This window comes from Azospirillum sp., from assembly GCF_050789165.1.
The window spans coordinates 18621-36093 of the sequence record NZ_JBOZRT010000083.1 but is presented as its reverse complement, the minus strand read 5'-3'; the positions used below and the strand labels follow the sequence as shown (position 1 = coordinate 36093).

The window sequence follows — 17473 nt, the reverse complement described above, 5'->3', positions numbered from 1 at the left end:
GGCCTCAGAAGCGGTCCGCCAACCAGGGGCGCGGCCCCGCGAAAAGCTTATCAGCCGTAGCAATTCCAGCGTCGGAGCCGTGCAAAACCCCGATCCGCCGCAACGCGGACGCGCCGAGATGGCCGGTGTAGAGCGGCGCCAGTGCGGCAACTGGTAGCACCACGTCCGCTTGCCCTCCGTCAGATGGTCTGTCGACCCGGCCGCGCCCGCCCGCCACCGTCAGGCGGAAGCGGCCGTGGTTGTGCGGCAGCAGCGGGTCGGCGACGTCCAGCACCAGCGTGCCCTCGACGCCCGCCGGGTAGCCGCGCGCGGCCAGCGCCCGCTCCACATCGACGACGCGGGCCAGCCACTCCTCCCAGCCGTCGATGGCGACGCCGGTGTCGGCCGCCAGATGCACCAGCGGGTCCTCCGGCCCGCCCGGCCAGACCACGCGGTCCACCTGGGCGCGGTAGCCGGCGAGGAAGCCCAGCACCCGGTGCGCCGCGCGCAGGCCGTGCACGCACACATCCACCACCGTCAGCCGCCGCTCGGCCGGGGGCCGCACCGCGACGTAGCCTTCCGGCCCGTCGGGCCCGTCGGCGACGTAGACGTCGGCCGCCTGCTCGTCGCCGGGCTTGAGCAGCAGCGTCCACTGCGCCTCGCCGCGCTCCGCCAGCCCGTTGCCGGTCCGCGCCTCGCGCAGCCGCAGCGCCGCCAGAAGGTCGGCGTCGAGCGGGTCGAGGCGGCGCAGCCCGTCCGCGGGTCCGCGCGCCAGCACGGCGGGCGCCGCGCCGTAGGTGACGGCGCTGCCGGCGCGGGCGTAGCCGAGCTTGGCGTAGAGCGGCAGCGTCGCGCCGTAGAGCACCGACAGCGCGCAGCCCTCGGCGTGCGCCTCGCGCAGGACATCGGCCATGAGGGCGCCGCCCAGCCCGGCGCCGCGCGCCGCCGGCTCCACCGTCACCACCGCCACGGCGCGCGACGGCACCGGCCGGCCGCCGAACCACTGCGGCATGTCCCACACGGCGGCGCAGCCGGCCGGCCGGTTGTCGTGGCGCAGCATCCGGAACACCCCGTCGCCGAACAGGTCGCGGTAGCGCAGCAGGTCGGCGCGCGGGATGCCGAAGCCCTGGCGCAGCAGGTGCGCCAGGGCGTCCAGGTCGCCGGGGGCGAAGCGGGTGTAGGTGGGCATGGTGCTTTCCACGAGATGGTGTTGCCCCCTCCCTGTCCCTCCCCCGCTTTGCGGGAGAGGGAACGCCGCCACTGCGTCGGCAGCCCCCTCCACCGCGACGCGGGGGAGGGTTGGGGAGGGAGCGATCGCGCGCTACAGCGCCTTCGCCTGCTCGCGCAGCACGAACTTCTGGATCTTGCCGGTCGAGGTCTTGGGCAGCGGTGCGAACACCACGGTGCGCGGGCACTTGAAGTGCGCGAGGTTGGCGCGGCACCAGGCGATGATCTCCGCCTCGGTGACGGTCGAGCCGTCCCGCAGCGTGACGAAGGCGCAGGGCGTCTCGCCCCACTTCTCGTCGGGCCGCGCCACCACGGCGGCCTCCAGCACCGCCGGGTGCTTGTAGAGCACGCCCTCCACCTCGATGGTCGAGATGTTCTCGCCGCCCGAGATGATGATGTCCTTCGAGCGGTCCTTGATCTGGATGTAGCCGTCCGGGTGCCACACCCCGAGGTCGCCGGTGTGGAACCAGCCGCCGGCGAACGCCTCCTGCGTGGCGCGCGGGTTCTTGAGATACCCCTTCATCACCGTGTTGCCGCGCATGAAGATCTCGCCCATGGTCTCGCCGTCCCTGGGCACCGGCTGCAGGGTGACCGGGTCGGCGACCATCAGCCCCTCCAGCGTGGCGTAGTTGACGCCCTGGCGCGCCTTGATCGCCGCGCGCTCGTCCAGTGGCAGGTCGTTCCATTCCTCGTGCCAGGCGCAGATGGTCACCGGGCCGTACACCTCGGTCAGGCCGTAGACGTGCGCGACCTCGATGCCCATGCGCTCCATCTTCTCGATGACGGCGGCAGGCGGGGCGGCGCCGGCGGTCATCATCTTCAGGCCCGGCTTCAGCTCGCGGCGCTGGTCGTCCGGCGCGTTGCAGATCAGGCCCATGACGATCGGCGCGCCGCAGAGGTGGGTGACGCCGTGGTCGGCGATGGCGTCGTAGATGGCCTTGGCGGTGATGGCGCGCAGGCAGACGTTGGTGCCGGCCATGGCGGTGACCGTCCACGGGAAGCACCAGCCGTTGCAGTGGAACATCGGCAGAGTCCACAGGTACACGGGGTGGTGCGGCATCGCCCAGGTGGCGACGTTGCCCATGGCGTTCAGGTAGGCGCCGCGGTGGTGGTAGACGACGCCCTTCGGGTTCCCCGTGGTGCCCGAGGTGTAGTTGAGCGCGATGGCCTCCCACTCGTCCGGCGGCATGCGCCATTGGAAGGCGGGGTCGCCGGTTTCCAGGAACTGTTCGTAGGTCATCGCGCCGATCAGCTCGCCGCCCTTGGCCTGGGGGTCGTCGATGTCGATGACGAGCGGCCGGCGCGCCGGATCCAGCAGAGCCACCGCCTTGGCCATCACGCCGGAAAACTCCCGGTCGGTGATCAGCACCTTGGCCTCGCCGTGGTCGAGGATGAAGGCCAGCGCCTCGGCGTCCAGGCGGATGTTCAGCGCGTTCAGGACGGCGCCGATCATGGCGGGGCCGAAGTGCGCCTCGAACGCCTCGGGAATGTTGGGCGCCATCACGGCCACCGCGTCGCCGACGCCGATGCCGCGCGCCGCCAGCGCCGAGCCGAGGCGCACGCAGCGCTCGTAGGTCTCCGCCCAGGTACGGCGGACCGGGCCGTGGACGACGGCCGTGCGGTTCGGGAACACCGCCGCGGTGCGGCGCAGGAACGACAGCGGGGTCAGCGGCGTGGTGTTGGCCGCGTTCTGGTCGAGGTCGGTCTCGTACGGGTTCTGCGTCGCGCGCGCCATGGCGGTCCTCCCCTGGGCCGTGTTCTTCGTTACCGGGAGTCTTGCCAGAGAACCGGCGGGCGGGGAAGGCGTTAGAAGCGCACCTCCTCGTAGACGTCCGTCAGGGACAGCACGCAGTCGATGGCGGGCAACGGAATTTGTGCGTCGAGGCCGGTGAGGACCTCAAGCCGCCAGCCGGCGCCGTCGCGGGTGTAGACATCGACCCGCGGCTCGTCCTGCGACACCAGCAGGTAGTGCTGGAGCGAGGCGATGCCCTGGTACGCCACCCACTTGCCGCCGCGGTCGTAGTCGGCGGTGGTGCGGGACAGCACCTCGACGATGACGACGGGATTCTCCGCGCGGTCGTCGTCGAAATCGGTGGGGCCGCAGGTGACGACCGCGTCTGGATAGGTTCCGGAGACCGGCGTGACGACCTTCGGGCCGTCGGCCCAGGCCCGGCAATTGCGTCCGCGCAGCGCGGAACGCAAGGTCGTTCCGACGTTCAGCTTGATCGCGGAATGCCGGTTCGTGCCGCCGGTCATCATGCGGATGACGCCGTCCACGAACTCGTACCGCTCAGGCTGCTGGCGCTCCCAATCGAGGAACTCGGCGACCGTCCAGGGCTTCGGCAACGGCTGGGCCACAGGCAACCTCCGCGTCGGATGTCCACGCCACGTTCATGATAATATACGGCACGGATCGCCGCTTGGGCAGGGGTGAGCCGAAACCCCGTCCGACGCCCGCGTCCTCGCGCCGCACGCCCCGTGATCGCGTTTGCAATCTCCCTATGATTTGTAGCACATTGACGCGCCGGCGCGACCCATCGTTGCGCGGCGCCGGAGGAATCCGCAGAAAACGAACAAAAATGGGAACGCTCTCATGAGTCAGACGTCAGCAGCCACCTATGACGCGATGCATGCCCGCTCGCTGTCCGATCCGCAGGGCTTCTGGGCCGACGCCGCGGAGCAGGTGTCCTGGATCAAGCGTTGGGACACGGTGCTCGACGACAGCAAGCCGCCGTTCTACCGCTGGTTCAAGGGCGGCGAGCTGAACACCTGCTACAACGCCGTCGACCGCCATGTGGAGCAGGGCCGCGGCGATCAGGCCGCCATCATCTACGACAGCCCGGTCACCGGCACCGTCCAGACCATCACCTATGCCGAGTTGCAGGACCAGGTCTCCCGCTTCGCCGGCGCGCTGCGCGCCCAGGGCGTCGAGAAGGGCGACCGCGTCATCCTCTACATGCCGATGATCCCGCAGTCGGTGGTCGCCATGCTGGCGTGCGCGCGTCTGGGCGCCGTGCACTCGGTGGTGTTCGGCGGTTTCGCCCCGCACGAGCTGGCCACCCGCATCAACGACGCCGCCCCGAAGGTGATCGTCTCCGCCTCCTGCGGCATCGAGCCGAACCGCGTCGTCAAGTACAAGCCGATGCTGGACGCCGCCATCGAGCAGGCGGACCACAAGCCCTCGGCCTGCATCATCTTCCAGCGCCCGCAGGAGACCGCGTCCCTGGTCGCCGGCCGTGACGTGGACTGGACCGAGGCCGTCGCCAAGGCCGAGCCGGCCGAGTGCGTGCCGGTTGCCGCGACCGACCCGCTCTACATCCTCTACACCTCCGGCACCACCGGCCAGCCCAAGGGCGTGGTGCGCGACAACGGCGGCCACGCCGTGGCGCTGATGTGGACCATGAAGCACATCTATGCCGCCGAGCCGGGCGAGGTGTACTGGGCCGCGTCGGACGTGGGCTGGGTGGTCGGCCACTCCTACATCTGCTACGCGCCGCTGCTGTACGGCTGCACCACCATCGTGTTCGAGGGCAAGCCGGTCGGCACGCCGGACGCCGGCACCTTCTGGCGCGTCATCGAGCAGCACAAGGTGCGCACGCTGTTCACCGCGCCGACGGCGTTCCGCGCCATCAAGCGCGACGACCCGAACGGCGAGTTCATCAAGAAGTACGACATTTCCAGCCTGCGCGCCCTGTTCCTGGCCGGCGAGCGGTCGGACCCCGACACGCTGCACTGGGCCGAGGACAACCTGCACGTCCCGGTCATCGACCACTGGTGGCAGACCGAGACCGGCTGGGCGATCACCGGCAACCCGCTGGGCGTGCACCTGTTCCCGATCAAGTACGGCTCGGCGACGCGCCCGATGGCCGGCTGGGACATCCGCATCCTCGACGCCGAGCACAAGGAGGTGCCGCGCGGCGACACCGGCGCCATCTGCGCCAAGCTGCCGCTGCCCCCGGGCACCTTCCCGACGCTGTGGAACGCCGAGGAGCGCTTCGTCAAGTCGTACATGGCCGACTACCCGGGCTACTACCAGACCGGCGACGCGGGCTTCATCGACGATGACGGCTACGTCTACATCATGGCCCGCACCGACGACATCATCAACGTGGCCGGCCACCGCCTGTCCACCGGCGCCATGGAAGAGGTGCTGGCGAGCCACAAGGACGTCGCCGAGTGCGCGGTGATCGGCGTCGCCGACGACCTGAAGGGGCAGGTGCCGCTGGGCTTCCTGTGCCTGAAGGCCGGCGTCACCCGCAGCCACGAGGAGATCGTCAAGGAGGTCGTCGCCCTGGTGCGCGAGCAGATCGGCCCGGTGGCCGACTTCAAGCGCGCCGTTGTGGTGGACCGCCTGCCGAAGACGCGCTCGGGCAAGATCCTGCGCGGCACCATGCAGAAGATCGCCGACAACGCCGAGCACAAGGTGCCGGCGACCATCGACGATCCGGGCATCCTGCCGGAGATCGCCGAGGCGCTGAAGTCCCTGGGCTACGCCGCCAAGTACGATCAGGCGGAGTAGGCCGCACGGCTCGCGAAGGCCCCTTCCCCGGCACCGGGGAAGGGGCCTTTTTCATGTCCGGAGCCATTTTTTCCCGTGATCGCTCTACCAAAGGTCGTAGACGAGAAGCCTCATCCTGAAGTAGGTTCGGCCATTGATCCTGTGGTCGCAACACCGGTGACCGCGTTCCGGCCGACGTGCCGTGCGTCCGACAGACTTCAGGTCGGCCAAATTCTGTCGGAACTCTTTGGGTGCCCTTGCGGGCGCGCCCACTTTCCCTTTGATCGCTTCTAAAGCGATGATTTTTGTCAACGGAAGGCGGGTCGAGCCCGGAATATTTTTTCTCAGCAAGCAATACGTCGTCTACCGCAAGGGAAACTCCTCCTGTATCGTCCGCGGACGTTGTCGGGGTTGCCGGACCGGAAGAGGAAACGCATGTCTGCTAAAGATATTCCATTCTCGATGCTCGACGAGGATACCATTGCGGCGGCGGCCCTGCACCGCGATCCTTACGATTATGCTTACGTGGACCGGGCGATCGGCCTCCAGCACAAGGAGGCGGTGCTCGCCGACGCGCCGCAGATCCCGCACCGCGGCAGCTACGGCCTGCCCAGCCTGCGCTACGGCGAGAAGTTCGGCGCGGTGATCAAGGACCTGCTCTCCCCGCGCTTCGAGCGGCTGGTCGAGAACAAGTTCGACATGGACCTCAGCCACCGGCACCGCTGCATCGTCATGATGGGCGCCACCACCGGCCACTACAACGAGGGCTACGCCCACCCGGATTCCCGGCACAAGATCGTCACCGTTCTGCTGGGCTTCAGCCGCGAGTGGCCGTACGAGCGCGGCCGGCTGCGCGTGCTGCGCAGCAACGACCGCGAGGACTGCGCCTTCGAGTTCCCGCCGGAGTTCGGCAAGATGCTGATGTTCCGCGTCTGCGACCACTCCTGGCACGGCTTCCTGCCGCAGAAGGGGCAGCGCGCCAGCCTGCAGCTCTGCTGGGTCGATTCGGAGTGGTATGTGCGGAAGGAATACTTGCGCCACAGCGTCAGCGCCTTCGCCAAGTCGATCCCGCCCCTGCGCAAGATCATCGAACTGGCGCCGCGCAAGCTGCCCGGCATGAACTGAGCCGACCTCGCCGCCCCGCAGACAGGACCGCCCCATGGACCCCCTGGTTTACCCCGACGCCGCGAGGATCGCGCGCCACTTCCGCCGCGCGCTGCTCGACTCCCAGCGCCACGAGGATCCGTACCTGCACTGGAACCTTCAGGACGTGCTGCCGGAGGCGGTGTGCCTGGGCCTCATCAGCCTGCCGATAATGCCGCTGCTGATCGACGACTGCGGCGGCGTGCGCGACCGTGACAACAACAAGCGGACGTTCTTCACGCCCCAGCTCCAGGCGCGCTTCCCGGTGGTGGCGCGGCTGGCCGAGGCGCTGCAGCGCCCGGACGCGGCGCGGCTGGCGGGCGAGGTCTGCGGCTTCCGGGCCGAGGGCAGCCATCTGCGCATCGAGTACATCCAGGACATCGACGGCGCCTGGCTGGAGCCGCACCACGACGTGCCCGAAAAGCTGTGCTCCATGGTGATCTACCTGTGCACCGGGCCGGACGCCGCCGACTGGGGCACCGACATCTACGATGCGCAGAAGCGCTGGGTCGGCCGCTCCTCGGCCGAGTTCAACTCGGCGGCGATCTTCATCCCCGGCGAGAACACCTGGCACGGCTTCGAGAAGCGCCGGATCGTCGGCATCCGCCGTCTGCTGGAAATCAACTACGTCCACCCGAGCTGGCGCGACAAGGACCAGCTCTGCTTCCCCGACCGCCCGGTCTCCATCGGCTGAGCGCAGCAGGAACCCTCCGTCATGCACATGGCCACCACCGGCATCGCCGCCCGCAGCTTCCGCGGCGCCCTCGGCACGACCGAGCACTACATCACCGTCGAGGCGCCGGCCGACCTCTCCTTCGCCGACCAGCTCCGGGCCGTCGAGCGCCGCTACGCCGACGCGCAGCGTGCCCTCGGCCTCGATCCGGAGACCGCGGTGTTCCGTCGCGTCTTCGTCAGCGACGTGCTGAACCAGATCGCCGCGGTGCAGGCCAGCCCGCTCGTCCAGGACCTGCCCGGCAGCCCGGTCGCCGTGTCGCTGGTGCAGCAGCAGCCGCTGCCCGGCTCCAAGGTGGCGCTGCTCGCCTACCACGTGGACGGCGCGGCGGTCGCCAAGCGGCGGCTGTCGCCCAACCACGTGCTGGTCGAGCAGAACGGCCTGCGCCACCTGTGGAGCACCCGCCTGTGCGCCGGCAGCGCCGACCCGGTCGTCAGCGCCGAGGCGCAGACGGGCGGCATCTTCGACGCGTTGATGGCGACGCTGTCGGCCGAGGGCGGCAACCTGCACGACCACTGCGTGCGCACCTGGATCTACGTCAAGGACGTCGACGTCTTCTACCATGGCATGGTGAGGAGCCGGACCGCCGTCTTCGACCGCCAGGGCCTGACCGCCGACACCCACTACATCGCCAGCACCGGCATCGAGGGGGCCTGCGCCCACCAGTACGACGTGGTGTCGATGGACGCCTACTCGGTCCTCGGCATGGTCCCGGAACAGATGTCGTTCCTCAACGACTTCGACTACATGTGCCCGACGCGGGACTACAACGTCACCTTCGAGCGCGGCACCCGCATCGCCTACGCCGACCGGGCGCACGGCTTCATCTCCGGCACGGCGAGCATCGACAAGACCGGCCGGGTGGTGCACCCCGGCGACGTGATCGCCCAGCTCGACCGGGCGCTGGAGAACGTCGAGGCGATCCTGAAGCCGGGCGCGGCGACGCTGGCCGACATGACCCACCTGCTGGTCTACCTGCGCGACACCGCCGACCACCCGCGCGTCGAGGCCCACCTCGCCGAACGGTTGCCGGAGGTGCCCGCCCTCATCGTCCGCGGTGCCGTCTGCCGGCCGGAATGGCTGATCGAGGTCGAGGGGATTGCCGTGTCGAAGAACGACGATCCGGCGCTGCCCCGCTTCTGACCCGGCGCGCCGCCCAGAGAAGGCGGCGTGACGCCGGTCCGGCTGGCGGCTACAATGCCTGCATGACGAGTACCGCCGACACCTCTGCCAAGCCACGATAGCCCCGGCAGCGCCGTCCACCGTGGACGGGACGCACCGGGGCATCGAGCTTGAAGAGGCAAGATGTCCAAAGACATGAAGCGGGCGCGCCGCCGGCATGAACGCGCGCGCATGGTCGCGAAGGCTCGGCGTGTCTGCCCTTGGGCCGACGTTCCGCAGAAGGCCGCCGACAATCTGGCAATGTGTAGCTGCTGGATGTGCGGCAATCCACGGCGTTATGGACTGGAGCCGACCCTGCAGGAACAGCGACAGGCCATCCGGGAACGGGATTGGGATCGATGAGAGCGGAGGGGCGATGCAGAGCGGCATCGTCCCTCAAATCTCGAACCGAGACACGACGCGGCGTGCTCGTCCCCTGGCGTGACGATCCTGCCTGACGCGGGCGCTCCGGGGCCCGTCAGTGCGGTTGTCGGAGCGGTGCCTGGCGACGTGCCATGGGTAGCGCCGGCCTATGATCCTTTCCGGAAGTCGACATAGTCCCCCTCCGACAGCGGGCCGAACCGCGAGAACACCAGGACGGCGGCGAGGCCGAAGAGGACGACCGGGACGCCGGTCACCTCGCCGGTCCCGAACGCCGTCCAGGTCGCGAACGCGGCGGGCAGCCCCAGGGCGCCCACGCCCACCGCGATGGCCAGTCCCTCGGCCAGCAGGAGGTTGCGGTCCTCGGCGTAGGACGAACTCACTTTCACGGCGGCGAGGGCGCACCCCCTCGCGCCGTGCTGGACGAGGAACGTGCCGTCGGCGCCGGCGGCCAGGTGTGCGGACACGTTCGGCCCGACGACGACGTTGCGCAGCATCACGGTTCCACGCCGGCCGGCCAGTTCGAGCCAGGCGTAACGCTTTCCGCGGCCGGACGGAGATGCCGGCCCGAGCGCCTTCACCATCCCGCTGACGACTTCCGAATGCGCCATGCCGACCGGCTCCCGACAGTTCACACGATCATGGTTGGGTGGTGCAGGCCGTGGGCGGGGCGCTCACGGCGGGGGCGAGCAGGGCGAGAACGCACGGCCCGTACCGTTCGGCGAAGGCGCCGCTGCGCGGCCCGTCGGCGGTGCCGGCCGACCCCGGTTCGACCGCCACGTGGTGAACCGGCGTGCGGACTGCGACGATGAGCGGCAGCGCCGCCCCCAGCGTCTCCGCCTCGTCGGGGTCCGCCTCGTAGACGAAGAGCGCCAGCCGGGTCGGATCCTGCGTCTTCAGGACATTGATGAACGTGTACTGCTGCAGGCGCCGGTCCGCCTCCGCCGCGCTGATGGCGTGCGGATCGAGAGCAATCACGGCATGGATGCCGCTGCCGTGCTCGGGAGACTGGAAGGACGAGTTGGCCAGCAGGGAAACCCAACCGCCGCCCCCCTCGCCGGCCAGGACGACGCGCCGGTATCCTTGTGCCTTGAGGCCCTGGACGCGTGCGATCAAGGCGTTGGCGTCGTCGCGCTCCCGCCCGGCATCGGCGGACACGGGGTTGATGGCCAGATCCCAGCCGCCGGCCTGCACGCGCCGGAGCAGGGGGGATGGGGCCGCCGGGCTCCCGGCCTCCACGCTGTAGACCACGATCCCCTGGCCGTCCGCGGGCGCCGCCGCAGCGTCGCCGAGGCCGGCCAGGACAACCGCCAGCCCGCCCAGGCCGACCGCCCAGCGCTGAAGGAACGCGCTCCGGTTCATTCCGCCCCACCGGCAGGATGGCCGATGGGGCGGACGTCGATCATCCGCCGGAACGCCGGCCGCCCGGTGGGGCGGGGACCATGCACGGCCATGATGGGAGAAAGAGTTGTTTCATGTGCCGGCATGACCGCTCGCCCTGTTCGGCCGACAACATACCCTGCAGGAGTCGTGTCCGGGATTAAAGTAATTTCATCCTTCGCGCACCGGCGGCCTGGGTCGCGCAGAGGAGGCGAGCGTCGCCGGACGCCGGCGGCATAGACGTGACCTGGGCTGAACCCATGGGTGGCCTTGCGACGACCGCAACATGAAGGAAGTTTAACGTGCCCGATCCGATCGCCAGGGGTTAGCCTTTGGCCATCCAGAAGGAGGCGGCCATGAACGAGATGTCCAGGCGCCCGTCGGAGCGCACCAGGAACGCGGCGGAACAGTTCGCCCAAGTTGACGCCGGGGCGGCGAAGACACCCAGGACCTTCCTGGAAGCCCAGTGGGAGAAGGCGGCGGAGCGCTGCCGGTCGACGGGCGCGGACCGCGCGCCCGCGGTCACGCCGGCGGGCCGAGGCGCTTCACGCGTCCCGTCGGCGCGGGACGGGTGAGCGGCCTGCGCCCCCCGCTTCCCGACGGCCGATGCCGTCTGGCGAAGGTCCGGTAGAACACCTGTTTGATGGCCTCGGCCAAGCCCAGGTAGGTGACGACGGTCACCGCCAGGAAGGCGAAGTAGGCCGGCGGCAGGGGCTCGAAGCCGAACAGCGCGCCGGCGGGGCTCAGCGGCACCAGCGCGGCCAGCACGACGGCCCCGACGGACAGCCCGGCCAGCAGCGGGTGCGGACGGCTGGCGAAGGGCGTGCGGCGCGTGCGGATCACGAAGATGATCAGGCACTGCGTCGCCAGCGACTCCACGAACCAGCCGGTCTGGAACAGCGCCTCGCCGGCGCCGAACAGGGCCAGCAGCGCGTAGAACGTCAGGAAGTCGAACAGCGAGCTGACCGGCCCCATCACCAGCATGAAGCGGCGGATGTGCTCCAGGTCCCAGCGCACCGGTCGCCTGATCGTCTCCGGATCGACGTGGTCGAAGGGGATGCCGATCTCCGAGGCGTCGTACAGCAGGTTGTTGAGCAGCACCTGGATCGGCAGCATCGGCAGGAACGGCAGGACCAGCGCGGCGCCCGCCATGCTCAGCATGTTGCCGAAGTTGGAGCTGCTGCCCATCAGGATGTACTTGGTGACGTTCTCGACGGTGCGGCGCCCTTCCAGCACGCCGTCGTGCAGCACGGCGAGGTCGTGCTCCAGCAGGATCAGGCTGGCCGCGTCCTTGGCCACGTCGGCGCCGCTGTCCACCGAGACGCCGACGTCGGCGACGTGCAGCGCCGCCGCGTCGTTGATGCCGTCGCCGAGGAACCCCACCGCGTGCCCGCGGTGCTTGAGCGCCACCAGCACGCGCTGCTTCTGCGGCGGCGACAGCCGGCAGAACACGTTGGTGGTCGCCAGCCGCGCGCGCAGCGCCTCCTCGCTCAGGGCGTGCAGCTCGTCGCCGGTCATCAGGCCGGTCACCGCGATGCCGAGCTCGCGGCAGACGTGCCGGGTCACGCGGTCGTTGTCGCCGGTGAGGATCTTGACCGCCACGCCGGCCCCGGACAGCGCGCGCACCGCCTCGGCGGCGCCCGGCTTGGGCGGGTCGAGGAAGGCGGCGAAGCCGGCGAAGACCAGCTCGGTCTCGTCGCTCACCCGGGCCTCGCGCTGCTCGGGCCCGACGGCGCGCGAGGCGATGCCGAGCACGCGGAACCCGTCCTCGCCGAGCCTCTCGAACAGGTCCGCGGCGCGCGCCCGCGCGGCGGCGTCGAAGGCGAGCACGGTGCCGGGGCTCGGCTCGTAATGGGTGGACAGGCGCAGGATCTCCTCGGGCGCTCCCTTGACGATCAGCATGTGGCCGCCGCCGCCCTCCAGCAGCACCGACACGCGCCGCCGCTCGAAATCGAAGGGGACCTCGTCGAGCTTGCGCCAGTCCGCGGCCTCGATCGTGCCGTGCTCCAGGATGGCGTCGTCGAGCGGGCTGCGGATGCCGCTCTCGAAATGGCTGTTGAGCCAGGCCAGCCGGAACACGGCCTCGCTCTCCCGCCCGTGCCAGTCGATGTGGCGGACCAGGCGGATGCGCGCCTCGGTGAGGGTGCCGGTCTTGTCCGTGCACAGCACGTCCATCGCGCCGAGGTTGTGGAGCGCCGTCAGCCGCTTGACGATCACCTTGCGCGCGGCCAGCCGCAGGGCGCCGCGGGCGAGCGTCACCGTCACCACCATGGGCAGCAGTTCCGGCGTCAGCCCCACCGCCAGGGCGACGGCGAACATCAGCGACTCCAGCCAGGGCCGGTGGAACGCCACGTTGGCCAGCAGCACGAACAGCACCAGGAAGACCGTCACCCGCAGGATCAGCATACCAAAGCGGCGCACGCCGATCTCGAAGTCGGTCGGCGGCGGCGCGGCCGCGAGGCTGTGCGCCATGCCGCCGAGAAGGCTGTCCCGCCCGGTCCGCACGACCACGGCGCGCCCGGTGCCGCTGATGACCGAGGTGCCCATGAACAGCGTGTTGGTCGCGGCGCTCGGATCGGCCGCCGGCTGCGGCAGGTCGGCCGCGTGCTTCTCGACGGGGTAGGGCTCGCCGGTCAGCAGCGCCTGGTTGACGAAGAGGTCGCGGGCCTCCATCAGCCGCGCGTCGGCCGGCACCAGATCGCCGGCGGTCAGCCGCACGACGTCGCCGGGCACCAGTTGCTCGACCGGAAGGTCGCTCTCCCGGCCGTCGCGCAGGGCGGCGGCGCGCAGCCCGACCGAGCGCCGCAGCGCCTCCACCGCAGTCTCGGCCCGGACCTCCTGGACGAAGTCGAGGACGATGCTGAGGAGCACGATGACGACGACGATGGCGAAGCTGTAGAGGTCGCCGGCCGCCGCCGAGAAGCCGCTGGCGAGCAGCAGGATGACGAGCAGCGGGTTGCGCAGCCGGTCGAGGAAGCGCAGCCACAGCGGCCGGCGCCGCACCGCCGTGACGTCGTTGACGCCCCAGCGCTCCAGCCGCGCCCGCGCCTCCGAGGCGTCCAGGCCGGCGGGCGTGGCGCCGAGGTCGGCCAGGACGCCGGCCAGCGGCCGGTCCGCCATCGCGACGCTGTCGGGGTGATCGCTCATGGCGCGCGCCTCCGGCTTCGGTGTCCAGGCTACCCGCTCCTATTCGTACCGCAGGGCTTCGATCGGCTGCAGCCGCGACGCCTTGCGGGCCGGGTAGAAGCCGAAGAAGACGCCGACCGCCGCGGCGAAGCCGACGGCGAGCAGGATCGCCATCGGCCTCAGGTCGGTCTGCCAGTGCGCCCAGTGGCCGATGGCGAAGGACGCGGTGGCGCCGACGGCGATGCCGGCCAGCCCGCCCAGCAGCGACAGCGTCAGCGCCTCGATGAGGAACTGGCCGAGGATGTCGCGGCCGCGCGCGCCCACCGCGAGGCGCAGGCCGATCTCGCGGGTCCGCTCGGTGACGCTGACCAGCATGATGTTCATGATGCCGATGCCGCCGACCACCAGCGACACCGAGGCGACCGCGGCCAGCAGCAGCGTCAGCACGCGCGACGACGCCTCCTGCGCCTGCGCCACCTCCGACAGGTTGCGCACCCAGAAATCGTCGTCCTGCGCCGGCTGGAGATGGTGGCGCTGGCGCAGCAGGCCGTGGATCTGCGCCTCGGCGGCGCGCATGTCGGCGCCGGCGCGCATCTTCACCAGGATGGCGGCGACGGCGCGCCGGTTCACCTCGCTGGCCCCCAGCACCCGGTTGCGCGCCGTGCTCAGCGGCATGACGAGGGTGTCGTCCTGGTCCTGCCCCTGCATGCTCTGGCCCTTGCGGGCGAGCACGCCGATCACCGTGAACGGCACCTTCTTGACGCGGATCGTCTGCCCGACGGGGTCGGCGCCGCCGAACAGCGTCGTCGCCACCGTCTGGCCGAGCAGCGCCACCTTGGCGGCGCGGTCGAGGTCGGCCTGCTCGAACGGCCGTCCCTGCGCCACGTCCCAGTCGCGGGCGGCGAGGAAGTCGGGCGTGGTGCCGAAGACGACGGTGGACCAGTTGAGGTTGCCGTAGATGATCTGCGCGCCGCCGCGCACGCCGGGTGCTGCGACGAGAACCTCGGGCACCTCGCGCTGCAGGGCCTGGGCGTCGTCCTCGCTCAGCGTCATCTGGGTGCCGAAGCCGAGCCGCACGCCGCCCGAGGTGATGGCGCCGGACACCACGACGATCAGGTTGGAGCCGAGGCTGTTGATCTGGTCGGCGATGCGCGCCTCCGCTCCTGACCCGACGGCGATCATGGTGATGACCGAGGCCACGCCGATGATGATGCCCAGCATCGTCAGCACGCTGCGCATCAGGTTGAGGCGCAGCGCCGCCAGCGCGATGCGCAGGGAGGAGAGCAGGGTCATGCCGCCGCCTCCGCCGGCCGCCACGCGGCCAGCACCTCGGCCGCGACGCGCGGGGCCGCGACCGGCCGGTCGTCGATCAGGCGCCCGTCGCGGAAGCGCAGCGTCCGCCGGGCGAAGGCCGCGATGTCCGGCTCGTGCGTCACCAGCACGACGGTGATGCCGCGCGCGTTGAAGGTCTGGAACAGCGCCATGATCTCGACGCTGGTCCGCGAGTCGAGGGCGCCGGTCGGCTCGTCGGCGAGGATCAGCAGCGGTTCGTTGACCAGCGCGCGGGCGATCGCCACCCGCTGCTGCTGGCCGCCCGAGAGCTGCGAGGGGTGATGCCGCGCCCGCTCGGCCAGACCGACCTCGGCCAGCTGCGCCAGCGCACGGCGGCGCCGTTCCTCGGCCGGAACCCCGGCGTAGACCAGCGGCAGTTCGACGTTCTCCACCGCCGACGTGCGCGGCAGCAGGTTGAAGCCCTGGAACACGAAGCCGACCAGCCGGCTGCGCACCGCCGCCAGCGCGTCGCCGTCCAGGTGGGAGACGTCCCGGCCGTCGAGCCGGTAGGTGCCGGCCGTCGGGCTGTCGAGGCAGCCGAGCAGGTTCATGAAGGTGGACTTGCCCGACCCCGACGGCCCCATGACCGCCACGAACTCCCCCCGCGCGACGCGCACCGACAGGTCGTTCAGGGCGAGCAGGGGCACGTCGCCGAGCCGATACTCCTTGCTCAGATGCTCGGTCTCGATCAGCCAGTCGGTCATGGCCGGTTCCTCGACCTCAGAAGCGTGGACCCGCGCCCACCGTTGGGCCGGAGCCGGTGCGCGCGGCGGGTGCGGCTTCGCCCAGCACGACCCGGTCTCCGGGGGCGAGCTTGCCCGCGACGACCTCCACCGCGGTGCCGTCGGAAATGCCGAGGCGAAGCGGCCGGCGCTCCGGCTGCCCCGCGGACGCCAGCACCCAGACCTCGCCCGCCTGCGGGGACGGCGGCGCGCTCGACGGGGCGGCACTGGCCGGGTGGTAGCGCAGGGCGGCGTTGGGGATCAGCAGCGCGTCGTCGCGGTGGTCGGCGATGATGCGGACGTTGGCGGTCAGCCCGGGCAGAAGCGCCAGGTCCGGATTGGGCGCCGAGATCACCACGTCGTAGGTGACGACGTTCTGCACCACCTGCGGCGCCTTGCGGATCTGCAGCACCGTTCCGGTGAAGCCGCGGCCGGGGTAGGCGTCCACCGAGAAGCGCACCTCCTGGCCGAGCCGCACGGTGCCGACGTCCGCCTCGTCCACCGAGGCGTCCACCTGCATCGCGGTGAGGTCCTGCGCGATGGTGAACAGCACCGGCGCCTGCAGGCTGGCGGCGACGGTCTGGCCGCGGTCGACGTTGCGCTGGATGACGGTGCCGTCCACCGGGGCGACGATGCGCGTGTGCTCCAGGTTGATGCGCGCCCCCTGGTACGCCGCCTGCTTCTGCTGGACGAGCGCGGTCGCGCTCGTCAGGTTGGCCTGGGCGAGGCTGAGTTGCGCGTCGGTGGAGCGGACGATCGCCTGCTGGCTGATCTGCTGGGCGGTCAGGGCCTCGACATCGGCCTGGGCGGCATCGTTGGCGGACCTCGCGCTGTCGCGGTCCGAGGCGGACGCGTTGCCGCGGTCGAAGAGCCGCTGCGTGCGGTCGAAGCTGTTCTGGGCGTTGACCAGAACCGCCTGCGCCTTGCGCAGCTGGGCCTGGACGTTGGTCAGGGTGGCGCGGGCGGCTTCCAGGTCGGCGGTCGCGCGCGCGACCGTGGCGTGCTGCGTCTCGATGCCGGCCTGGGCGACGGCGAGATCCCCGGCGGCCTGCGCGACCTGGGTCTCGAACAGCGCGGGGTCGATTCGGGCGATGAGCTGGCCGGTCTTCACCTCGGTGTTGAAGTCGGCCAGCAGTTCGCTGATCTGCCCCGACACCTGCGAGCCGACCTGCACCGTCACGACGGGGTTGACGGTGCCCGATGCCGTGATCGAGGCGGTGACCGCCCCCCGCGTCACCGGGCTGGTGCGGTATGCCGGCGCGCCGCTGCGGGTGCCCACGGCGGAGTAGAGCAGCGCGGCTCCGGCCAGCAGCGCCAGCGCCAGCCCGATGAGCCAGGCCGACGGCCGCAGGCCGCCGCGGCGGGGCGGTGCCGACGCGCCCGACCGTCCGGTGCGCGATCCGTGGTCGGAAAGCGGCAGCGTCATGGTCTGGCTCCATCCGGATGTCGGCCCGCATCGACGCGACGGACGGTCCATCATCGTCCCGCCTTCATGCCGGGCATTAACCTGGATCAACGCCGTTCCGGCCGGCGCGCGGTCGGGACACCCGGTCCGGACGAACCGGCCAGCCGTTCAGAATGTAACTTTATTGTCCCAGATGCCTCACAAATGTCCCGGCTGAAACTTTATTGTCGGCGAACCGTTGGGATTTCAACGGCCTGGAGCCGGCGGCGCCACGATTCTGACGAATTTCCGCTACACCGGCTCCACAGTCTGGAATAAACCTCAAAGCGGCCGTGTTTCTCAGGTCGGCACCGGGCTTCGGGGCGACCTGGGAACCGCGGCCGCGT

The 17473-nt window shown here is 70.6% G+C and carries 13 protein-coding genes; 4 read left to right on the top strand and 9 right to left on the bottom strand.

Annotated elements, in window-relative coordinates; translation table 11 throughout:
* Window positions 1–4: 4 nt before the first annotated feature.
* The 3 genes from ACRWK7_RS18290 to ACRWK7_RS18280 all read right to left on the bottom strand — a co-directional run bounded on the left by ACRWK7_RS18290 (window position 5) and on the right by ACRWK7_RS18280 (window position 3564).
* On the bottom strand, window positions 5–1168 hold the full coding sequence (locus ACRWK7_RS18290) for a GNAT family N-acetyltransferase (protein ID WP_431857715.1): 1164 nt from the start codon (window positions 1166–1168) through the stop codon (window positions 5–7).
* A 132-nt stretch (window positions 1169–1300) separates the two neighbouring features.
* The gene (locus ACRWK7_RS18285) at window positions 1301–2941 is read right to left on the bottom strand and encodes an acyl-CoA synthetase (RefSeq protein ID WP_431857714.1); all 1641 of its coding nucleotides are present in this window, start codon (window positions 2939–2941) and stop codon (window positions 1301–1303) included.
* 71 nt (window positions 2942–3012) lie between these two features.
* Complete coding sequence (locus ACRWK7_RS18280) at window positions 3013–3564, bottom strand: Uma2 family endonuclease (RefSeq protein ID WP_431857713.1); 552 nt, start codon at window positions 3562–3564, stop codon at window positions 3013–3015.
* 235 nt (window positions 3565–3799) lie between these two features.
* On the opposite strand from ACRWK7_RS18280, the gene ACRWK7_RS18275 reads away from it, so the two are divergent.
* The 4 genes from ACRWK7_RS18275 to ACRWK7_RS18260 all read left to right on the top strand — a co-directional run bounded on the left by ACRWK7_RS18275 (window position 3800) and on the right by ACRWK7_RS18260 (window position 8723).
* On the top strand, window positions 3800–5725 hold the full coding sequence (locus ACRWK7_RS18275) for a propionyl-CoA synthetase (protein WP_431857712.1): 1926 nt from the start codon (window positions 3800–3802) through the stop codon (window positions 5723–5725).
* 414 nt (window positions 5726–6139) lie between these two features.
* On the top strand, window positions 6140–6829 hold the full coding sequence (locus ACRWK7_RS18270) for a 2OG-Fe(II) oxygenase (RefSeq protein WP_431857711.1): 690 nt from the start codon (window positions 6140–6142) through the stop codon (window positions 6827–6829).
* Between the two features lie 34 nt (window positions 6830–6863).
* Window positions 6864–7541: a 2OG-Fe(II) oxygenase gene (locus ACRWK7_RS18265; protein WP_431857710.1), complete on the top strand. Its 678-nt coding sequence runs from the start codon at window positions 6864–6866 to the stop codon at window positions 7539–7541.
* A 21-nt stretch (window positions 7542–7562) separates the two neighbouring features.
* A complete protein-coding gene (locus ACRWK7_RS18260) occupies window positions 7563–8723 on the top strand; it encodes a Rid family hydrolase (RefSeq protein WP_431857709.1) in 1161 nt (386 codons plus the stop codon).
* Window positions 8724–9271: 548 nt separating this feature from the next.
* On the opposite strand, the gene ACRWK7_RS18255 is transcribed toward ACRWK7_RS18260, so the two are convergent.
* The 6 genes from ACRWK7_RS18255 to ACRWK7_RS18230 form a co-directional block, all read right to left on the bottom strand.
* Window positions 9272–9733 (bottom strand): hypothetical protein, encoded by a 462-nt coding sequence (locus ACRWK7_RS18255; protein WP_431857708.1) that lies wholly within the window; start codon window positions 9731–9733, stop codon window positions 9272–9274.
* Window positions 9734–9761: 28 nt separating this feature from the next.
* A complete protein-coding gene (locus ACRWK7_RS18250) occupies window positions 9762–10484 on the bottom strand; it encodes a hypothetical protein (protein ID WP_431857707.1) in 723 nt (240 codons plus the stop codon).
* Between the two features lie 540 nt (window positions 10485–11024).
* Window positions 11025–13649, bottom strand: a complete 2625-nt coding sequence (gene mgtA / locus ACRWK7_RS18245; RefSeq protein WP_431857706.1) for a magnesium-translocating P-type ATPase — start codon at window positions 13647–13649, stop codon at window positions 11025–11027.
* A 39-nt stretch (window positions 13650–13688) separates the two neighbouring features.
* Complete coding sequence (locus ACRWK7_RS18240; RefSeq protein WP_431857705.1) at window positions 13689–14921, bottom strand: ABC transporter permease; 1233 nt, start codon at window positions 14919–14921, stop codon at window positions 13689–13691.
* A complete protein-coding gene (locus ACRWK7_RS18235; protein ID WP_431857704.1) occupies window positions 14918–15664 on the bottom strand; it encodes an ABC transporter ATP-binding protein in 747 nt (248 codons plus the stop codon). Before ACRWK7_RS18235 ends, ACRWK7_RS18240 begins: the two co-directional genes overlap by 4 nt.
* Before the next feature lie 16 nt (window positions 15665–15680).
* Window positions 15681–17108, bottom strand: a complete 1428-nt coding sequence (locus ACRWK7_RS18230) for an efflux RND transporter periplasmic adaptor subunit (RefSeq protein ID WP_431857703.1) — start codon at window positions 17106–17108, stop codon at window positions 15681–15683.
* Window positions 17109–17473: the final 365 nt, after the last annotated feature.

Coding starts and splice junctions, on each gene's coding strand:
- ACRWK7_RS18290 (WP_431857715.1), bottom strand. CDS start 1,168: ATGCCCACCTACACCCGCTTCGCCCCCGGCGACCTGGACGCCCTGGCG.
- ACRWK7_RS18285 (WP_431857714.1), bottom strand. CDS start 2,941: ATGGCGCGCGCGACGCAGAACCCGTACGAGACCGACCTCGACCAGAAC.
- ACRWK7_RS18275 (WP_431857712.1), top strand. CDS start 3,800: ATGAGTCAGACGTCAGCAGCCACCTATGACGCGATGCATGCCCGCTCG.
- ACRWK7_RS18270 (WP_431857711.1), top strand. CDS start 6,140: ATGTCTGCTAAAGATATTCCATTCTCGATGCTCGACGAGGATACCATT.
- ACRWK7_RS18265 (WP_431857710.1), top strand. CDS start 6,864: ATGGACCCCCTGGTTTACCCCGACGCCGCGAGGATCGCGCGCCACTTC.
- ACRWK7_RS18260 (WP_431857709.1), top strand. CDS start 7,563: ATGCACATGGCCACCACCGGCATCGCCGCCCGCAGCTTCCGCGGCGCC.
- ACRWK7_RS18255 (WP_431857708.1), bottom strand. CDS start 9,733: ATGGCGCATTCGGAAGTCGTCAGCGGGATGGTGAAGGCGCTCGGGCCG.
- ACRWK7_RS18250 (WP_431857707.1), bottom strand. CDS start 10,484: ATGAACCGGAGCGCGTTCCTTCAGCGCTGGGCGGTCGGCCTGGGCGGG.
- mgtA (WP_431857706.1), bottom strand. CDS start 13,649: ATGAGCGATCACCCCGACAGCGTCGCGATGGCGGACCGGCCGCTGGCC.
- ACRWK7_RS18240 (WP_431857705.1), bottom strand. CDS start 14,921: ATGACCCTGCTCTCCTCCCTGCGCATCGCGCTGGCGGCGCTGCGCCTC.
- ACRWK7_RS18235 (WP_431857704.1), bottom strand. CDS start 15,664: ATGACCGACTGGCTGATCGAGACCGAGCATCTGAGCAAGGAGTATCGG.
- ACRWK7_RS18230 (WP_431857703.1), bottom strand. CDS start 17,108: ATGACGCTGCCGCTTTCCGACCACGGATCGCGCACCGGACGGTCGGGC.